The organism is Paenibacillus sp. J31R122 (assembly GCF_056269185.1).
In genome coordinates this window covers 379,660-399,007 of record NZ_JBWDNM010000003.1, presented here as the reverse complement: position 1 = coordinate 399,007, position 19,348 = coordinate 379,660, and the positions used below count along the sequence as shown (strand labels likewise).

Annotated in this window: 20 protein-coding genes; 1 reads left to right on the top strand and 19 read right to left on the bottom strand. The window is 44.2% G+C overall.

Annotated elements, in window-relative coordinates; all coding sequences use genetic code 11:
* Nucleotides 1-24 precede the first annotated feature (24 nt).
* The 18 genes from AC0YN7_RS08110 to AC0YN7_RS08025 all read right to left on the bottom strand — a co-directional run bounded on the left by AC0YN7_RS08110 (nucleotide 25) and on the right by AC0YN7_RS08025 (nucleotide 13,953).
* Nucleotides 25-1,041: a S66 family peptidase gene (locus tag AC0YN7_RS08110; protein WP_475809446.1), complete on the bottom strand. Its 1,017-nt coding sequence runs from the start codon at nucleotides 1,039-1,041 to the stop codon at nucleotides 25-27.
* Nucleotides 1,042-1,147: 106 nt separating this feature from the next.
* On the bottom strand, nucleotides 1,148-1,447 hold the full coding sequence (locus AC0YN7_RS08105) for a hypothetical protein (protein WP_475809445.1): 300 nt from the start codon (nucleotides 1,445-1,447) through the stop codon (nucleotides 1,148-1,150).
* A complete protein-coding gene (locus AC0YN7_RS08100) occupies nucleotides 1,410-2,024 on the bottom strand; it encodes a DUF3990 domain-containing protein (RefSeq protein ID WP_475809444.1) in 615 nt (204 codons plus the stop codon). Before AC0YN7_RS08100 ends, AC0YN7_RS08105 begins: the two co-directional genes overlap by 38 nt.
* 98 nt (nucleotides 2,025-2,122) lie before the next feature.
* On the bottom strand, nucleotides 2,123-2,347 hold the full coding sequence (locus AC0YN7_RS08095; protein WP_475809443.1) for a YuzB family protein: 225 nt from the start codon (nucleotides 2,345-2,347) through the stop codon (nucleotides 2,123-2,125).
* 36 nt (nucleotides 2,348-2,383) lie between these two features.
* Complete coding sequence (locus tag AC0YN7_RS08090) at nucleotides 2,384-2,686, bottom strand: iron-sulfur cluster assembly accessory protein (protein ID WP_475809513.1); 303 nt, start codon at nucleotides 2,684-2,686, stop codon at nucleotides 2,384-2,386.
* Nucleotides 2,687-2,731: 45 nt separating this feature from the next.
* Nucleotides 2,732-2,965, bottom strand: a complete 234-nt coding sequence (locus tag AC0YN7_RS08085; protein ID WP_475809442.1) for a hypothetical protein — start codon at nucleotides 2,963-2,965, stop codon at nucleotides 2,732-2,734.
* A 52-nt stretch (nucleotides 2,966-3,017) separates the two neighbouring features.
* Nucleotides 3,018-3,929 carry a M14 family metallopeptidase gene (locus AC0YN7_RS08080; RefSeq protein ID WP_475809441.1) on the bottom strand — a complete coding sequence of 304 codons (912 nt, stop codon included), beginning with the start codon at nucleotides 3,927-3,929 and terminating at the stop codon, nucleotides 3,018-3,020.
* Between the two features lie 120 nt (nucleotides 3,930-4,049).
* Nucleotides 4,050-4,859 (bottom strand): glutamate racemase, encoded by an 810-nt coding sequence (gene racE, locus AC0YN7_RS08075; RefSeq protein ID WP_475809440.1) that lies wholly within the window; start codon nucleotides 4,857-4,859, stop codon nucleotides 4,050-4,052.
* An 813-nt stretch (nucleotides 4,860-5,672) separates the two neighbouring features.
* On the bottom strand, nucleotides 5,673-6,101 hold the full coding sequence (locus AC0YN7_RS08070) for a YtxH domain-containing protein (protein WP_475809439.1): 429 nt from the start codon (nucleotides 6,099-6,101) through the stop codon (nucleotides 5,673-5,675).
* A gap of 80 nt (nucleotides 6,102-6,181) precedes the next feature.
* Nucleotides 6,182-6,634 (bottom strand): DUF948 domain-containing protein, encoded by a 453-nt coding sequence (locus tag AC0YN7_RS08065; RefSeq protein ID WP_475809438.1) that lies wholly within the window; start codon nucleotides 6,632-6,634, stop codon nucleotides 6,182-6,184.
* A 181-nt stretch (nucleotides 6,635-6,815) separates the two neighbouring features.
* Nucleotides 6,816-7,481, bottom strand: a complete 666-nt coding sequence (locus tag AC0YN7_RS08060) for a helix-turn-helix transcriptional regulator (RefSeq protein WP_475809437.1) — start codon at nucleotides 7,479-7,481, stop codon at nucleotides 6,816-6,818.
* Between the two features lie 126 nt (nucleotides 7,482-7,607).
* On the bottom strand, nucleotides 7,608-8,030 hold the full coding sequence (locus AC0YN7_RS08055) for a DUF86 domain-containing protein (protein ID WP_475809436.1): 423 nt from the start codon (nucleotides 8,028-8,030) through the stop codon (nucleotides 7,608-7,610).
* Between the two features lie 143 nt (nucleotides 8,031-8,173).
* Entirely contained in the window at nucleotides 8,174-8,461 is a 288-nt protein-coding gene (locus tag AC0YN7_RS08050; RefSeq protein ID WP_475809435.1) for a Dabb family protein, read from the bottom strand.
* Between the two features lie 194 nt (nucleotides 8,462-8,655).
* Nucleotides 8,656-9,048 carry a cupredoxin domain-containing protein gene (locus tag AC0YN7_RS08045; RefSeq protein ID WP_475809434.1) on the bottom strand — a complete coding sequence of 131 codons (393 nt, stop codon included), beginning with the start codon at nucleotides 9,046-9,048 and terminating at the stop codon, nucleotides 8,656-8,658.
* A 135-nt stretch (nucleotides 9,049-9,183) separates the two neighbouring features.
* Nucleotides 9,184-9,585, bottom strand: a complete 402-nt coding sequence (locus tag AC0YN7_RS08040) for a YhjD family protein (RefSeq protein ID WP_475809433.1) — start codon at nucleotides 9,583-9,585, stop codon at nucleotides 9,184-9,186.
* Between the two features lie 395 nt (nucleotides 9,586-9,980).
* Nucleotides 9,981-11,882 carry an ABC transporter ATP-binding protein gene (locus AC0YN7_RS08035; RefSeq protein WP_475809432.1) on the bottom strand — a complete coding sequence of 634 codons (1,902 nt, stop codon included), beginning with the start codon at nucleotides 11,880-11,882 and terminating at the stop codon, nucleotides 9,981-9,983.
* Nucleotides 11,879-13,606, bottom strand: coding sequence for an ABC transporter ATP-binding protein (locus AC0YN7_RS08030; protein ID WP_475809512.1), 1,728 nt, complete (start codon nucleotides 13,604-13,606; stop codon nucleotides 11,879-11,881). Before AC0YN7_RS08030 ends, AC0YN7_RS08035 begins: the two co-directional genes overlap by 4 nt.
* Nucleotides 13,607-13,734: 128 nt before the next feature.
* On the bottom strand, nucleotides 13,735-13,953 hold the full coding sequence (locus AC0YN7_RS08025; RefSeq protein WP_475809431.1) for a hypothetical protein: 219 nt from the start codon (nucleotides 13,951-13,953) through the stop codon (nucleotides 13,735-13,737).
* Nucleotides 13,954-14,880: 927 nt separating this feature from the next.
* On the opposite strand from AC0YN7_RS08025, the gene AC0YN7_RS08020 reads away from it, so the two are divergent.
* The gene (locus AC0YN7_RS08020) at nucleotides 14,881-17,598 is read left to right on the top strand and encodes an Ig-like domain-containing protein (RefSeq protein ID WP_475809430.1); all 2,718 of its coding nucleotides are present in this window, start codon (nucleotides 14,881-14,883) and stop codon (nucleotides 17,596-17,598) included.
* Nucleotides 17,599-17,671: 73 nt separating this feature from the next.
* On the opposite strand, the gene AC0YN7_RS08015 is transcribed toward AC0YN7_RS08020, so the two are convergent.
* Complete coding sequence (locus tag AC0YN7_RS08015) at nucleotides 17,672-19,225, bottom strand: sensor domain-containing diguanylate cyclase (RefSeq protein ID WP_475809429.1); 1,554 nt, start codon at nucleotides 19,223-19,225, stop codon at nucleotides 17,672-17,674.
* Nucleotides 19,226-19,348: the final 123 nt, after the last annotated feature.

Genomic DNA, 19,348 nt, shown 5'->3' with positions numbered 1-19,348 from the left:
CCTATTTTGTTTTCTAGCAAGCAGCTAGTGTTTAAAATATTGCCTAACTGACCCTTTGCCGTCTGCTATTTCTATTTCAGCATATGCCCCATTTATAAATGTCATTTGTGGAGGCACATGGCCGCAATCTATATTGTAAGCAATGGGAATCTGAAGCTCCACAGAAAGCTCACTATACACATCTTCAATCGTGTAATTGTCAAATGGCTCATTAACTGCACTTCTTCCAAACATAATGCCTGAGCAATTGTTAAACCATCCCGCATATTTCATTTGAATCAATGACCTGCGAATATCCGCCGTATTCAGCTCACAATTTTCTAAATACCATACGATAGGCTCATTATTAATACATTGCTTTTGAAAATGCTCGAGATCACCATAAGGTGTTCCGATCAAATGTCTAATGACATCTATACATCCACCTAGCAATCGACCATTTAGTTCCATATCCTTTTTTGATACCGTATTCCAATATGTTGGCTCCGTTAAATGGAAAACGCTTGATGAGGAGTCATCGCGCTTCCATTCTTTTTGATAATTTAATGAGGATTGTTGAAGGATAGCGCCCCCTGCTGGAGTGGACAAGACAGATTGCCACATCGCGGTTGTCTCATCCACGAATTGTCCTCTTAAATCAATGAAACACATACCATGAGCAGTAGCCAGTCCTGTTTTTAAAGTAATTGCCAGCAGCAACACGCTGATATCCGAATAGCCGAGTACCCATTTACTCTTTATTTGATTAAAATCAATATACTCAACCATTTCAATCAACAATTCCCCGCCCCAAGGAGGAATGATTAGATCGACCTTATCATCACCCATCATCTTATTAAACTCCTCAGCGCGAGCTTTTGCAGAGGCAGACTTTGCTTTATCTTGTGTCCATACCGTATTACCGCAAATAACTTGAAACCCTCTTTCCTCCAAACGGCTGCATGCGAGCTGAACCAGGTCATGCCGGTCCGCCTTCACTCCGGATGATGGTGCTGTCACGCCTATTGTTGCTCCTACTTTTAATAACGGATATATAATCATTGATTACCCCCGATATATATTTGGTTTGCTTGCGATCTCTTTCAAAATAAACAAAAAATGACATCTCAAACCCTATCAGTTTGAATGTCATTTTTATCTTCGTTCATTACTTCGTTTGCAAATATTCACGTTCTTCTTCACCAATACCGCTATCTCTCAGTTCGCCTCGCTCGATAGTACGGATATGTTCCAGCCATTGAGATGGCGTAAACTCCTTGCGATTTGCCCGATCGAGAAGCTGGGCGTAATGAACACTATTGTCATAGCCGCCAAGCTTTCGCACGACCTCTATATACGATACAACCAGTTGCCTAGCCTCACCTGCTGTATAGCTATATTCAGCGGTGAGAGCCTCTACGATGCCCCGTTCATACAAGCTGAGTCTGACCTGCGTCTTGACTGTCATGATACATCCACCTGCCTCCCATATAGATATGATATCCTACAAGCCTGAGATGTGATTCCCATTGTTCTGAGCAAAAGACAACCTGATTGCCTAAGCGCAGCGGGTCAAGCTTTCTGCCCTTGCGAGATATCGTGATCTGTTCATAAAACCAACGTTCATCTTTATTTAATTGTACTGCTTTATGTACGATTTTTCCAGTATCATTGTCTGCCATCGGGCCTATTATAATATCCGGATGCACAGCGCACGGGTCTTCCCCCTTCACGCTCGCTTTGCGGTGACCATAAATAAATGTAGCCCACGCCTGAGAGTCGGAGAGAAATAATAAGGGCTCTACATAAGACGGTACAGATGCAAGCTCAACAACGAGTACACAAGGACGACCGCCATCCCATGACTCCTTCGCTGATTTGTGCGACCATTTACGCGCTTGAGCAATTGAGATTGTTGTATAGAAACCTTCTCCAAAGTCTTTGCCTGGTCGCCAATATGGCGCGTTCAGCAGCTTTTGCTGAAACGAATGTACCGTATTGCTAGTCGTGCCATGATACAGCAATTGCGGTGTCGTTATATCCATCCTACGCTCCTTCCAGGCCGTATACAAAAACCCAACGATTATTATAGTCGTTGGGTCATGCTGCGTCTGAATCTAATTATGCTGAAATGTATGTTTGCTTATTTCTTCACAAAAGGAAGAATTTTCTCGATTGCCTCGTCCTCGGATGTCGCCTTCACATAACGACCGTTAATAAATATAAATGCGTAACGGGCACAAGGACCGCAATAAGATTTGCATCCTACTTTCACATCAGTGTCAGGTGCCAGCTGCTGCAGCTTAGGCACTATCGTCTTCATCTTCATATGTTTGCATTTATCACAAACTCGAATATCGTTAGCCATTATTCATCTTCCTATTCAACAGGTTGCTAGTAGAGGTTAGTGGTCTCCGTGGTTGCCCCTGGATGGATTCGTTATTGCAAAGCCTTCTTCAGGCACATAAAAATAATCAATGCGAATGCCGTCCAAAAACTCATTTCCTTGCTCCAAAATAACATCGATTTCCTTATCTGTCGTTACAACGATGTCTTTCTCTGTAGCCTCGTCGATACCCATGCCGTAATGAGCATGATCACCATGTGAATGCGTCACGTATACACGCAGCTTCTTGCCTTCGTTTTCAGGCTTGTCCAGTTCTACTTTTAACATCTTAGCCGCGTTTTTGGAAATTTTGCAATTCATCATTTATCCAACTCCTCTTATCCATATGCCGTTTGGCAATTGTCATTATTTTATATTATACTTACTCTCCATTCTTCGAGCAAACCAAGTTGAAATGAACATCGTAACCGCAATATCATCTACCGGCAAAAAAGGCATCACATCGGGCAGAACCCAGTATAGAAAGACTGGCAGCGTAAACAGCAGCTTGTCCGCCAATGCTACATCCTTCGACCTCAACAAGCGAAACACACGGACAAACACTTGCTGCCAATAGCGCAACGACAGTAATTTACGCATGAGAAAGCTCCTCCTTTGCTGACCTTTGGCAGCATTATACCATAAGAAAACGTCAATCGCCTACTGTTGGCGATTGACGTTTGATCCTCAGAGACTCCAATAATAAGGGCTGCAGCTCCATATAAATCGCATCAAATTGACTCATTGGCAGTGGATTTTCACCATATCCCGCCTCTATTGTAAATCCCGGCCTCCTAAATTGCTTAATGAACCAATCCTTGTATCCGGCATCACTTCCCGTAAGCTTCACTGGTTTATAGCCGCTCAATTGCCCGAGCCTACCCGCCAGCCGCTCCGCTTCTGCCGGCTCATAATCACGGTAGTTCCAATAGATTTCCCTCCCTTGCGTATGCAGTGCTACGATGGCATCGAAGCCTATCGTCTCAGTGAGATGAGCCATTGCAAATGCTTCTGGCTCACTGAGTGGATAAGGTCCAGGATAGTCGCGCGGACCAGGCCCCTCTACGCCTCTGCGCTTACATTCCTCTTCCCAGTAAGCAGGAAACTGATCGTTCAAATCTACGCCTCTTATATTCGCCTTCCATCCGCTGAACTGCTCTGAAGCTCCATTCCATAGTTGCAATAAACTGTAGCACGGATGTCCTTGCTCCAATCCCCGCTGCACAAGCTCAACCCCATCGGGGTTGACCATTGGGACAGCCCACAGCGTTACCTCACTGCAAAGCTCATCCACCGATTGACCAGCCAATTGTTCACCGTTACTATAGGCAGCTGATAAATCCGCAACAAAGCGCATGAGTAAAGCGGAAGTGATCCACTCATTCGCGTGAAAGGACGCATTCATATGAATTTTACGCGAACCGGTGCCGCAGCGCAGCGCAAGTAATGGCTTACCCATTACACTCTCGCCAATAATATGTACGGCTACAAATGGATATCTGTCTGCTAGCTGTCTGCAGCCCTCCACCATATCATAGTAGCTGTATGTTTGTACCGAATACATGACGATCGCCTCCAACTGTCTGAGTTTGTTTCTAACATGCTATGCGGTACTTCGCTTGTACTATGAAGTAAAAAAAGAAGCCGATAACCTTGCGGTCGTCGTCTTCTTCTTCATAATGGATTAATGAATATTAGGCACTTGCCATACAACAGGAGTCAGATCAATCTGCTCATTCAGCCAACTTTGGGCAATAGACTTGAACATATGAGACTCACCGCTGCAGAAAAACTGATGCACGGGTACCTCATCACCCTTCGAGAGGTCTCGTTTATCTTGCAATATCGTACTGATCTCACGAGCTGTTTCATCCGCCGAGCTTATCAGTGTAACATTTAGCCCCATTACCTCTGAGATTGTATCCGCAAGAAATGGATAATGCGTGCATCCGAGTATTAATGTATCAATCGGATAGCTGCGCAGATGACCAATTGAATCTCTTACCGTGTTATACGTTTCCGTTGATTGGAAATTGCCACTCTCAACAAGCGGTACGAATTGCGGACACGCTTGACTAACAACCTGAACATGAGGGGTTAACTCTCGCAGCGCATTGGCATAAGCGCCGCTCTTAATCGTGCCCTCCGTACCAATTACACCAATACAGCCTGTCACCGTTCTACCAATCGCTGCACGAGCGCCGGGATTGATAACGCCGACAACCGGTACTGAAACTCTGGAACGAATATCATCAAGAGCAACGGCAGTCGCCGTGTTACATGCTATAACAATCATTTTCGGCCGAAACTGAATTAAATAATCTACAATTTCTCTTGTAAATCGCATCACTTCTTCAGATGAGCGCGGGCCATATGGCGTTCGAGCGGTATCTCCAAAGTAAATAATTTTCTCTCGCGGCAGTTGGCGCATGATTTCCTTGGCAACGGTAAGGCCACCCACGCCGGAGTCTAGTATCGCAATCGGTTGCTGCACAAACACACCGCTTTCTTAAACAAAGTATAGTAAATCAAGTCAGAATAGCATATGAATTTTCACATCCAAATGTACCTAATACATCTTAACGCAAATTTATGTATGCTTCAATATTGGGACTAGATGAAAAAGCCGCTGGTAATCACTAAATAATACCTCAAACTAAACCGGTTGATTAACCAATATAAGATATCGCAAAGTGGAATAATCGTTGTGTGGTGATAGGGTGTGTGGTAAGTTGCTGTGTGGTAAATGGCTTTACGGTAAATGGGTGTGTGGTAATTAGAAATGAGTGTACGCGAATATCCCTTACAGTGTGCACGAGTGTCCCTTTATTTGTTAATCTGAAATCTTCATAAATGACATCTAAATCTGGCGACTTGGAGGCAATATTAAATTAGTTCCAAATTGTGAAACTAGTGAGCGCCATTATCGAATTAGATATGCATTAGTTTCAGAATATTAAGTTAAATCACCGAAAAGGGGGGGGCGGACGGAGCTAACCCAGCAATTAAGTGCATCTCCTGAAACTAAATCGCAGCTCACCCTTTTACGTTCTCATTTAGTTGCAAAATTTGAACCTACGCGGGCATAGATAGCATATATGGCAGCGGATGATCATCTATGTTGAACGCTGAACACGTAAAAGAGCCGAGCGGCTTCAATAGCAGCACTCGGCTCTTTTTATTTTGAATACGCGCTTTTTTTATAGTGAATACTTGCTTTTTTATTGTTAATACTTGCTATTTTATAGTTAATACTTGCTATTTTATAGTGAATACGTGCTTTTTTTATAATGAATACGTGCTTTTTCTACAGTTCTTTCGTTGCTGCCGCTTCCGTTTCCCCAGCTTCAACTGCTTCTAGAGCATTGGCTTCCAGCTCACCATCAATGGTTGCTTCAGCAATTAACTCAGTTGATTCTGAAGTAACTTCTGCCGATTTATTCGCTTTACTGCCAAGGCTTCTAACACTGCTAACGACCGTTCCGGCTGCCTGCCTTGTTTTACCTGCAATTTGCACCGCTTGACCGCCAATTTGCTTGGCTATACGTCCTGTTGTGTCAGCCACCTGATCGGCAACTTTGACTGTCGACTCGCTAATCTTATGTGCTCCGACCGATATATCCTGACGCAGCTCCTTGCCTGCCTTCGGCGCTAAGAGCAACGCTGTTATCGAGCCGACGATACCTCCGGCTAATGCTCCGAGCAAAAATCCTTTTGTTTGCTTACCTTTTGACATGATAGTAGCTCCCTTCGTTCTTAGAGTGCCCTTCGTCTCTGCTCTTTGATTCGGATTGCGCTAGCGAAGAGAATTGCTTGCTACGCTTCCCCGCCATCCGGCTCCGCCTGTTTGCGACTGGACTGCCAAAGCTCCCAAGCAGCCATTCCAAGCTCAGCCCATTCCAGCGCATCTGTGGCTTGGCGCTTCGTGGCAGCGCGCTTCGCGTGATGCGCTGCGGATTCGGACAGTACAGATGTAATTTGCACGGCCGCAGACGTTGTATGCGCAATCGCATCCCCGATCTGCTCCGCCGCTTCAAACAATCGATTAGCCGATTGCAGCTGGCGATGGACAGTACGAATGGTCTCTTCTGTCGGCTGCACAAGTCCACCCAGCTCCAAAGCAAGCTTATGGATATCCTGCTGGATTTCCTCTGCTGATGATTGCACACGCTCTAGTTTGCTTAAAGCTGTTCGCAAGGCAATCAACATGCCCGCTGCCAATACGACAAAAGCAGCAGCGGCAACCGCAACGCTCCATATTACAACCATGTCCTAGTCCCTCCTCCGAATCAAATGCAGGGCAGCCAATATGCTCATCTAGACGAATGCCCACTTGCGTAATGACAGTATAAGCAACATGGGCTTGTCATGACACAAAAAAACACAAAAAGAGACTGCCGCAGGTTATATTCCAACCCTACAAGGCAGTCTCGCTTTTGATTTTATTTATTTATCCAATACGGTAGCTGCATTTGCCTCCGCCCTTGGCCAAGCACTCTGTACGCTCGACTGACACGTTAAGCAACTCCTGAAATAGTAACAGCTCACATTTGCAAGCTTGCTGATACCTTCCAGCCACTTGAGCAATAGGACAATTGTATTCATAAAGCATAAAGTTCCCATCGCTTTGACGCTCTACATCAACCATATAGCCGCCAGCATTCTGAATTGATGCAAGCTCGTTTATTTTCTGCTCTAAGCTTTTGCCAGCCATTCTTGGTTCATAGCGTTCGAGAAGCTTTTGTTTGCGCCCCTCAAACATCCGATCGATTAACGCAGCAGTAAGTGGGTCATCCGCAAGCTCATCAAGCAAATCGAGCGTAAGCGAATGATAGTTTTTAGGAAACAGCTCGTCCGCCTCAGCCGTAAGCTCGTAAGCATGTAGCGGTCTTCCCATCGCTTGGCGAACGGATACGATTTTAACGCTTCCTTCGCTCTCCAACGCATACATATGCCGTCTTATCGCCATCTCTGTCAATCCAAGCTCGTCCGACAGATCACTAGCATTCATTCTGCCGCCTGTCTTAAGCAGCATCAAAATACGCTCGCGTGTTGATATATCGCCCTGCGTTCCCGCATTAAACCCAGTAACGCGCAACGTTCCGCTTCGCTTCAACCCTTCACCACCTCTGCAGGCTTGATAGCGCCATTGTAACGTATTATGACGAATTCGTAAATCAACAAGCGCAAACAGCTGAAGTACGCTTCTCTTAATTTACACAAAAATACATACACTAATCTTTTATTTCAGCTCGCGCTCTATGTAAAGCTCAACCGCCTCTTTAAACGCAGGCAGCAGCTCTGACAGCACGGTAGAAAGCGGGTGAAGTTCACCTCTTGGCCAATCAAAATAATCCTGTACAATAGGCTTCCGCAGCCTTACGAGTTCCGTTAACGGCTCCAGCATATACGCTGGAAATGCGCCTTCTGCTCCTGTAATTTCAATGATATCCTCATAGCTGCTGGCATCCCGCATCAGAAAGCCGTCAATTAAAAAGCTGCCTACATCCGTTACTGTCTCAATAGCAAGATGAAGAGCTCTCTCTTGCGCCAAGCCTTCCATCATACTGCCCTGCCAATTGTCAGCGAGTTTTTTTAGTGCGAGCGCGATGTCAGGCATCGCTCCTAAACGCACAGCAATTTGTTCGCGATTCACATAATACATGGGTTAGTCGCCTGCTTTCAGCCTTGCTTCTTTTTTTTTGCCTTACGTTTAAGCCATGCCACCATAATAATGCTGCTGAATATAATGACCAGCAAATAAGTAAAAATTTCATAAACGTCTCTCATGAACCTTTACCGTTCCTCTCAGCTTACAAAATCGACGCTGATTGAAGCTTCGCGAACTTGCAGCATATGCTCGATTACTTTTTTATGAACAGGATGTACTTGGTATTCATCTAACGCTTCCATCGATTCGAATTTCGTAATGAGCGCAATATCGTAAGAACGTTCCGAATGTAGAACATCAACGCCAACCTCGATCGATTTCAGTACTTCAATTTTACCTTCCATATCTTTTAGCACCTGGGCTGTTTGTGCCACATTCTCCGCGCTTCCATCCTTCAGCTTAAAACAAACGATATGAGTAATCATTAAAATTTCCTCCTCTGATTTTATCGCATGACTTTTATCCTATTGTCACATAATAACCTAAGCAATCTCCATACAGCAACCCTCGATGATGAGGGAAACTACTGCGTTACACCATCGTATTACGTTAGTAATTTCAACAAAAAGGAGCCTCTCGGCTCCTTTCTCATTTCACAAAGCTTAGCATTATTACTAAGTTACGCCGCTTCAACAACTAGCTTTGCTTTCATTGTAGTATGTCCTTGACCACATGGAACCGAGCAATAGATCTCATACTCGCCAGGCTTGTCGAATTCTAAATTCGTTTCAGGATTGTCGTTAGTAAGTGCAACTTGAAGCTCATCAATATTAGCTCCATGAATGCCCAGCTTATTCTCAAGCTTCATTATTACTTTCTCTCCAACCTTAACTTTGTACACATCTTCATTAAACTTAAAGTCAGTTGAAGATGCAACGAGCTTAACCATTACAGTGCCTTCTGGCAACGCGGCAGACTCGTCAACTGGCTTAGGAGGCAGGCCGAATGTGAGCAGATATACGCCCAGAAGCGAAGCCGCTGTAAATAAAACAAACATAATCCATTTGTGCATTGCTACATGCTCCCCTTTACGATCATAATGTCTACCTCTTATATTACCTAAGATCGTCCGAAGTTCTCAACCTTAAACTTCAGAAAAAGGAAAAATTTTTTTGTTAATTTGACAAAACCATGAACAATTATGCTTTTAGCTGGACAAATACTTTTTAAGCACTCGTTCAGACTCAGCTTTCACAAACCCCCACAGCATAAAAAAACGATGATGGTAGCCGCGGCATACATATTGTGCGTGCAAACCATCCGGCTCCCGCTTCTCTTCATACACTTTAATGCCGGTCTCACGAAACTGTCGTCTAATGGCTGCCAGATCCAACAGTACGCGATCCTGAATACCGCGAAGCATCGATTCATATAAACGCGGAAGCTTAATTGATGTCGTACCTATAACACGTATATCATGATCCAAAATACGCATCACAATACCTAGAAGCACATAACGTTTTACAAGCTCCAGCTCATCCTCTGTCTGAATCGGCGGATGCTTAGCCGTCCTTACTCCTCCGCGAACTTCTTCCTCCTTAGCGGCCATAGCCACCCCTCCAATAAGAACATCTGTTCTTATTATAGCCAGAAGCCGTACTTTCATGCAAGTAAAATAACAACTATCTGTTGTTAACCCTTTATTTTTTGTCCTTGAGCACCTCAATTATTTTACGAATCCCTTTCCTTCCTTTAGAGAAGCAGTGATTCCTGAAATATAATCAATGTCCAACCCAAAATAATGACAATGCTCGCCACATCGCATATTTCTATTAAACGGGCTGCGAAGAAGTCTATAATTTAAAAATTTAAGACGAACAAAAAAAATGGTCTTATCACAATCAAATCAGGCTTGTATTCCCTGTTTGAATGAGATAAGACCATAAATCTTAACCTTCTATAACCATGCGCATATCTAATCCCTAATGCCGATATGTTTAAAGCTTATGCGACTGAATTCGCCTCGTCAGAAAACTGACTATTATACAGATCCGCATAAAAACCGCCTTTAGCGAGCAACTCCTCGTGGCTACCCTTTTCAATCACATCGCCATGGTTCATCACGAGAATGATATCAGCATCTTTTATCGTTGATAACCGATGCGCGATAACAAAGCTCGTTCTTCCTTCCATGAGCTTTGCCATCGCCTTCTGAATTTGCAGCTCTGTACGTGTATCGACACTACTTGTCGCTTCATCAAGAATAAGTATCGCGGGATCCGCAAGAATCGCGCGCGCAATCGTCAGCAGTTGCTTTTGCCCTTGCGAGATGTTCGATGCTTCCTCGTTCAGAACGGTTTCGTAGCCCTCTGGCAAAGTCCGTATAAAATGATCTGCATGCGCGGCTTGCGCCGCTTCGATTATTTCAGCTTCCGTCGCACCTTCGCGTCCATATGCTATATTTTCACGAATCGTTCCATTAAACAGCCACGTATCCTGAAGCACCATTCCAAATAGCATACGCAGGTCGCCCCTAGGCAATCGCGTAATATTAACTCCATCAATTGTAATGCTTCCCTCTTGTATTTCATAGAAGCGCATTAGCAGATTAATGAGCGTCGTTTTGCCAGCACCGGTCGGACCTACGATAGCAACCATCTGACCTTTCTTCACGTCAATGCTCATATCTCCAATAAGAGCAACATCCTCTTTGTAGCCGAACTTAACGTGATCGAAGCGGACGTTTCCTTGCGGCGAAGCAAGGGTTACTGCCTCCTGTCCGCTAGCATCTGCTGACTCTTCATGCTCATCAAGCAGCTCGAACACCCGCTCAGCTGATGCGATTGTGGACTGTATAATGTTCGCAATATTTGCCGTTTGCGTCAGCGGCTGCGAAAATTGCCGCGCATATTGGATGAAGGCTTGGATATCACCGATCTTGATTGCTTGACGTGTAACTAGAATACCGCCCACGACACTAATAAGCACATAGCCGATGTTGTTGATGAACGACATTAACGGCATCATAACACCAGAAATAAACTGAGCTTTTCGTCCCGAATGATACAGCCTTTCATTAATCTCGTCAAACGCATCGATTGATTTACGCTCATGCCCAAACGCTTTAATAATTTTATGTCCCGTGTACATCTCTTCAACATGGCCGTTCAGCTTTCCAAGCTCCGCCTGCTGCCCTTTGAAATAACCTTGTGACCGCGAAGCAATTGCCTTGATCACGAAGAAGCTTAATGGCAGAGTTAATAGCAAAATTAAGGTTAAAAGCGGACTAATCGTCAGCATCATAATGATCACGCCTATAAGTGTAACAACTGACGTAATAAGCTGCGTTAAGCTTTGCTGCAGCGTATTGCTAATATTATCGACATCATTAACCGTTCTGCTCAATATTTCTCCATGCGTGCGAGAATCAAAGAACGATAAGGGCAGCCGTTCCAGCTTCTCGTTTACATCGTTGCGCAGTACATAAACGGTTTTCTGAGCTACTCCTGCCATCACATACTGCTGAACGTAGGAAAATAGCGAGCTAAGCAAATACAGACCGATCAAAATAAGTACAATCCGCATAATAGCGTCAAAATTGACGCCGCTGCCCAAAATGCCTTCAAATATTTCAGTCGTTGCGTTACCCATAAGCTTAGGGCTAACAATGGAAAATACCGTACTTAGAACAGCCATTAATATGACAACAATCAGCTTTGTACGCTGCGGCTTTAAATAAGTCAGCAAACGACGCAGCGTTCCCTTAAAATCCTTCGCCTTCTGAACAGGCATGCCCAGTGCGCCCATCGGCCCCGCTCCGGGCCCCATTGGGCCTCTGCCAGGATGTCCGGGACGAGACCCGCCGCCCATTCCCTGCGGATTTTTGTCCTGTGAACGTTCACTCATGCGATTTCCTCCTCTGACAGCTGCGACGATACGATTTCACGGTAAACCTCGCAGGTTTGCATCAGCTCGCTATGCGTGCCAATACCTGCAACGACACCCTCATCGAGCACTATTATTTTATCGGCATGAATGACCGTGCTTACTCGCTGAGCTACTATGAGAACCGCGGCGTTCAGCGTTTCTTCCTTTAATGCTGCTCGCAGGAGAGCATCGGTTTTGAAGTCCAGAGCTGAGAAGCTGTCGTCAAAAATATAAATGTCCGGTTTACGCACAAGCGCGCGCGCGATGGAAAGACGCTGCTTCTGTCCGCCCGAAACATTTGTACCTCCTTGAGCAATAATAGAATCAAAGCCATCGGGCATTTCTGCAATAAATGCTGAAGCTTGTGCGATTTCCGCCGCATGACGCACCTCTTCTTCAGATGCATCCTCTTTGCCGTATTTGATATTATCGCTGATCGTTCCCGTAAATAAGACCGATTGCTGCGGAACGTAACCAATCTTTGACCTGAGAGCTTGCTGCGTGTGGCTTCGTACATCCAGACCATCAATCAACACTTTCCCGGATTGAATATCGTAGAAGCGGGGGATAAGATTGACAAGCGTAGACTTGCCAGACCCTGTCCCGCCAATAATCGCTGTCGTCTCTCCCGACAAGGCAGTGAACGAAATCGCTGATAACGCCGGCTTCTCCGCACCTGGATAGCTGAATGTCACATCACGGAATTCTACCGCTCCTCCGCTTCTGCTTGGATGAACCGCATCCTTTAAGTCTTGAATATCAGGTTTCATATCAAGCACTTCATTAATACGGACGGCGGACACCGATGCCCGGGGCACCATAATAAACATCATCGCCACCATCATAAGCGAGAACAAAATTTGCATTGCATATTGGAGAAAAGCCATTAAATCACCAATTTGCATATCGTTATTGCTAATGCGAATTGATCCGAACCAAAGAATCGCAACGCTCGAAAAATTCAGAATAAGCATCATAACGGGCATCATGAAAGCCATTATTTTATTTACTTTTATAGCGGTGTCTGTCAAATCTTTATTCGCGCTACGAAATCGACGCTGCTCAAAGCCTGTTCGATTAAATGATCGAATCACTCGGATGCCTGTTAGTCCTTCACGGAGCACTAAATTAAGCTTGTCGATCTTAATTTGCATCGCTTTGAACAGCACTACCCCTTTAGAAGCAATCAAAATAATGGTTCCTGCCAACACCGGAATAACGACAACAAAGATGAGTGACAAAGTAGCATCCTTATTGACCGCCATAATAATTCCGCCAATACACATCATCGGGGCCATGACCATCATCCGCAGCATCATAATAAGCACCTGCTGCACCTGAGTCACATCGTTAGTCGTTCGTGTAATCAGCGACGCTGTCCCAATTTTGTCAAACTCGTGTAGAGAGAAGTGTTCCACATGAGCAAACAATTTGCTGCGGATGCGTTTGCCGAAGCCTGCCGCAATCGTTGACGAATAATAGCTGGCAGCAATAGAAAATACTACTCCCGCAGCTGTAACAAGCAGCATGAGCCCGCCAATCCGTAAAATATAGGCGTTGTCTTCTCCAATAATGCCTTTGTTCACGATGTCGGCCATCAATGTTGGCAAGTAAAGCTCGGATAGCGATTGTAGGAAAACGAGAATCAAGACAAACGCAATCATTAGCCAGTAAGGCTTTAGGATTCGAAAAAGCTTTAACAGGATGCATCAGCTCCGATCATTGTTAATGTGATTTAATATTTTGTAATGAGTTACTTATTTAGTGTAACATAGTGGATTTAAGAAATTCAAAAGCGACGCGTATACTGAGATTAAGGTGATAGTAAAACCTATATTTTTAAGGCATATAAAAACAAAAAGGAATCATCGCTATAGTTGGCGTGACTCCTTTTATGCTTGCTATTTAGTTTCGCTTGTTTCTCCTTCAATGTAGGGGTGCATCTTATGGATGGGTTGATCCCCTGCCAGCTTCCTCTTAATGCCTCGGGTGACATCCGGCCTTGCTGCGACAGCTTCTGCCTTGCCTTCTTCGCTTTACTTATGGACATAGTTGATTCCTCCTAAAAAAATGATTCCCCTTCATTATATGCGGTATGACTGGTATAGGAAAGGGGCGGCTTGCCAACTTACATCATTTGCATCTCTTGCATCTCTTACATTTCTTGCATTACTTGCATTATTACCTCGATCACATCAACACACTTAAACACTCCCCCCTCACTCTCTTTACTTCGAGCATCTTTAACTGGTTGGTAAGGACCTATAAGCTTAGTTTGCGATGATACAAAATTTCCGAAACCCGTCTATACCGACCCTCTCATTCTATAAGCACGTTTTTCACGCTTACAGCTTCATTTCTCGCCACTTTTTGGTCTGTAAGCTCGATTTTCGATCTTACAAACCAGCCTCATCTCGAAAAAATCGAAAAACTGTGGCTGTAAGCTCGTTTTTTACGCTTACAGCTTCATTTCTCGTCATTTTTTGGACTGTAAGCTCGATTTTCGATCTTAAAGACCATTCTCAACTCGAAAAAATCGAAAAACTGCAGCTGTACGTTCGTTTTCACGCTAACAGCTTCTTTTGTGACACTTTTTTGGTCTGTTTCCTCGCTTTTGGGCCTGACTGATCATCGGGAACCCGTCAAGACTGACCCACTGATTCTATTAGCTCGGTTTTGAACATACAGCTTTAAGGGGGACTAGTTTAGAACCTTGTCCGGGCTTGTTCGGCTTGTTCGGCTTGTTTGGCTCGTCCGGTTTTCCCGGTTTGCACTTTTCCAGCCCTTTCGCCAGGTTAGTTTGCGATTGATCCGGATAAGCTCAAAAAAAAATTTTCTCACTCCCCGCGACAAACTGTAACTTTGAACGGTATTTATACGTTATGAGGCTAAGCAAGGAATCGAAGCCAAAAAGCGTAAGCTTCTGCTGCTCATAACTATTAGGGAGGGATTCACCATCCGAAGGTATCTGATCGTAATGTTGACTGTTTTTTTGCTGTTTGGCAGCCTGCCGCTTGCAGTCGCGCAAGCCAGCAGCCTCAGCACGCAAGAGAAGTACAATTTTTTAGTTAAGCAAGGTATTTTCACCGGATTCGCAGATGGAAGCTCACAGCTAAATTCATCCATGACACGTGAGCAATTCGCGACCGTATTGTTCAGGCTATGGGAATTGAAGAAGGAAAAGGCCACTCCCTCCTACAACGACGTACTTAAGACAAGATGGTCGTACGGCGAAATCCAAGCTGTAACGAAGGCAGGACTAATGAATGGAACAGGTAACGGTAAATTCGCTCCTTCCTCCAACGTTACTGTCGAACAGCTTGCCGTTGTCCTTGTTAGGGCTTATGGCGCAGCTGGGTCCGCTTCAAAAACGGTATACGGAAAAGTATCCTCCTGGGCAAAGCCAAGTGTCGGAGTAGCGTTGAATAAAGGTTGGATTAATGAACAATCTGATTACCAAAAAAACGCGCTGCGATCACAGCTGGTTCATGCCGCTTACTCTGTTTTCATTGACATGAATCCAACCGAAAATCCAGAGCGGCCGAAGCTGGACATTCTTTCTGTAAATGCCACCTCGAATTACACCGTGCAGATTGACCTCCGCACAGCCATCAATTCGGTGTCCACAGATTTATTTAGTGTAGAAACCGAGAAAGGAAAAGCAGTCGGCGTCTTATATGCTCTGCTTAGTCAAGATGGTAAACGAGTGACAATTACAACCGAGATGCAAACGGATGGCGGCATATATCGGTTAAAAGTTGACGGTAATACATGGGTGTATAGAGTAGCCTTGCGAGATACGGTTAAGCCATTTATAACGTCAAGCTTGATCGGTGCAGACGCCAAAATCATGCTAGTATTCAGCGAAGCAGTAGACAAAGGCTCGGCTGAAAACAAAGCTAATTACAAATTTAATAAAGACTTAAGTATTAGCGCCATATCCCTCTCGTCTGACAACAGAACGGTTATCATTACAACGGGCAAGCAGACCGTCGCTACCGTTTACACGCTTACAGTAAAAAATGTAAAAGACCAGACTGGAAATGTGATGGATCCAAGAAGCGACCTTTATTTCGGATCAGTTGTCGACAATTCGGTTCCGGTGATCTCCCAAATGGTAATAGGTCCAAACAAAATTGTCCTCTCCTACAACGAAGCTTTGAATAAAAGCAACGCTGAGAAGAGACAAAATTACGTATTTGACGGTGGATTGGGAAATCCATCAAGGGCTGTATACAATGACAACGACAAAACCGTAACGCTAATGACAGCAGAACAAACAGCTGGGAAAGTATATACGTTGACCGTAAATGGCATTACCGATAGAGATGGCAATGCTATCGCCGCGGGAACGAAATACTCATTCGCAGGAGAGAGCACTAAAGCAATCGTCCCCCTCATTCTACAATCCATTAGCGCAATAAGTGAGAATGAGGCGATTCTCTATTTCAACCGCAGCTTAGCGGGAGTCAGTCTCTCCGAGCTTAGACTTGACATCATTTCAGACAATGGCTCTTCCGTCTCAATGTCTGGTTTGCGTTATTACACATCAGCGGTACAAGGCGATGATCGCGCGCTTCGTATTCAATTCTCGAGGACAGATAATACAACCTCGACTATATTCACGCAGGGGCATGTTTACGAGGCTATGCTTACGGGCTTGGCAGGGTTAAAAACATCAAACGATGATAACAGAAGACGCTTTGCCGGTATGGACCAATCGAATAGCAATCCTTATGTAACCAAAATTGTGGCCGTCAATAGTACAGCGGTAACCGTTTATTTTAGTGAGCCGGTCAAAAATGTCAGCTTTACTTCATTTTTACTGTCGGACGATCAAGAGCGTACAGTGAGAATCCTATCAGATCAATTAAATGACAAAAATAAAGTCGTCACACAAGTAACACTTAATTTAGATACTGCACTAGAAGCCGGCAAAACATACCGAATGAGCTTTTATGGCGGCATTACGGATGCGGCTGGCTGGAACGGATTAAAAACGACAGATAGCTCAGATGCTTACCGGGTTTCGTTCCAAGGAAGCAATCTGAACAATGAGGCTCCTAGAATTAAATCGGTTGTCTCCAAAGATCGCTACACTTTCGAAATCGAATTTACTGAGCCTGTAGCGGAAGCCGATCAAGATGTTTACCAGCTCTACAACGAAACGGATCGCACAAATGTGAACCTGGCAAAAGGCATTTACTCCAGCTCCTATGTATCAGAGGACCACATGAAAGTAGTGGTGCGACTGCATCCTGCTGCTACAGCGCCTCTTCGTTCCGATAAGGTCTATAAATTAACCTATAACGAAGACAGTGGTCGCATTACGGACCTTCAAGGGAAGCAGCTCGATATTTCTTCTGGCCGCGGAACAGTCCAGTTCAGAGGTGTGGATCTTGATAATGCCCGTCCATTCATTTCATCAATTGAAGCATGGTCCAACCTACTCTTCATCACTTTAAGCGAGGATGTCACTGGCACCCCTGTGAATGCTTTTGATGTATTTGTGAATGGTAACAAGTTAACTCAGACATCCGCAACCCAGCAAGGCAATATCATTACATTACGTCTATACGGCCTAGATGCGGGCAAGCAAGCTAGCGTTAAGCTCTCCGCTCTTGGTGCGGAAATCTACCAGGATCTCAACAAGCAAAAGCCAATTGCGGATAATATTTCGTTCATTGTTCATTAATTTTCAAAATTTCAAACCATAACAACAAACAGCCATAATCTCCATTGGGATTATGGCTGTTTGTATTTGTAGATTACAGGTCTTTCTCGCCATAACAGACGGTCGTCCGATTTCTACCCTCTGCCTTGGATTGATAAAGAGCTTTGTCGGCCCGTTCAATAATCTCCTTGACGCCAGATCCTCGACCATCGTAGTGAGAAACTCCAATTGATACATAGATAGGCTTCCCTATAGGGCTTATCGTGTGGGCAATCTCTTTTCTCAACCGTTCCGCCGTCCTAGCTGCAGCCTGTATGTCTCCAAACCTTATTAGAACACCAAATTCCTCTCCACCATATCGGAAGCATAAATCTTCATCACTTGAGAAGGCGCGTAATTGCTCTGCTGTATACTTCAGAACTTCATCTCCAACCACATGCCCGAACTCGTCATTAATCTTTTTGAAATGGTCGATATCCAGAAGTATAAGCGAGAATGTTAAATCGTCCTCCAACCATTCATTTATGGTTAGGTCAAACGATTTCCGATTAGCAAGTCCAGTTAGCCCATCCAATTGAATCTCTTTTTTCAGCAGACTGAGATGATTATCAATGTTATGTGTAAGTTGTCTTACCTCATAAATAAGAGAGCTTGTCTTCGGAATTTTGGAACGAACAGCTTTGTTTGACAGAATGGCTTCTTCCGAAAATTTGGCTAATACGTAGAGGGGTTTCGATATTATATAAGATACATAGCCTGCCGCAAGCAAGATAATGATAAATAAAGGTAATGACTGTATCAAAATATTTTTGATTAGCTTCTTTAAAGGCTCGTCCAAAATCGAGGTAGGTGTCTGCGCTACGATACCCCAGCCGCTTATAGTCTCGTAAGCATACCCCGCAAAAAAAGAATCTCCTCTTGAATTAATGATCTTCTGCGATCCGCTATGGCCGGAAACAGCTCGATTAATCACTTCATTACCCGTAATAATCTCTCGTAGACGCTCCTTGTCCGGATGAAAGATAAGGTGACCATGCTTATCTGCAACATATACATATGATCCATTACCATAAAAATGCTCAATTAAATGCCTGCTTAACACATTGCTCTCTTCCAAATAAATAGTGCCGCCCACATAACCGAGGTAATCCCCTTTTACGTTCAGGATCGGCGAAGAAACTTGAATAATGAGTCTACCTGTTGCTCCTATGTAGGGCTCAGAGATCAGATGTCTTCTAAGCTCTACTGCCTGATGTGAAGCCTCAGACTTTAGCTGAGTACCAATAGTAACGCCTTTAACGTTAGAGCTGACGGCCTGTACTTTTCTAGCGGCATCGACGATAAAGATCGAGTTAAAATATTGCTCATTTGCTTCATACCAGATGTCTAGCTCCTTTTGAGAAAGCTGTTTATCTCCAGCCATTTCTGCAATAAAGTCTATATTGTTACGCATAATTTTCAGTAATTCGCTTGTATTGGAGGACAGTTTTTTAGCATATTGATAATTGCTTTCGAGGTAACCTGCGGTTAAGGAATCTTTATTCGTTTTCCATGCAAAATAACCGCTTACAAACGCTGTTAATAGGACGGAAACAAATACTAGTAAGCCTAGCACCTCCCGAAGCTTAAATCCTTTGCGTTTTCTCATGGAAGCTCCTTCTCTTGTTGCAAAACTTTAGTATATATTAGCCGAATAAGCAGATAAAATATATAACTTTTTTAAATGACTACCCTTTTATAACCTGTATAATTATCCCTAATAATCACATAA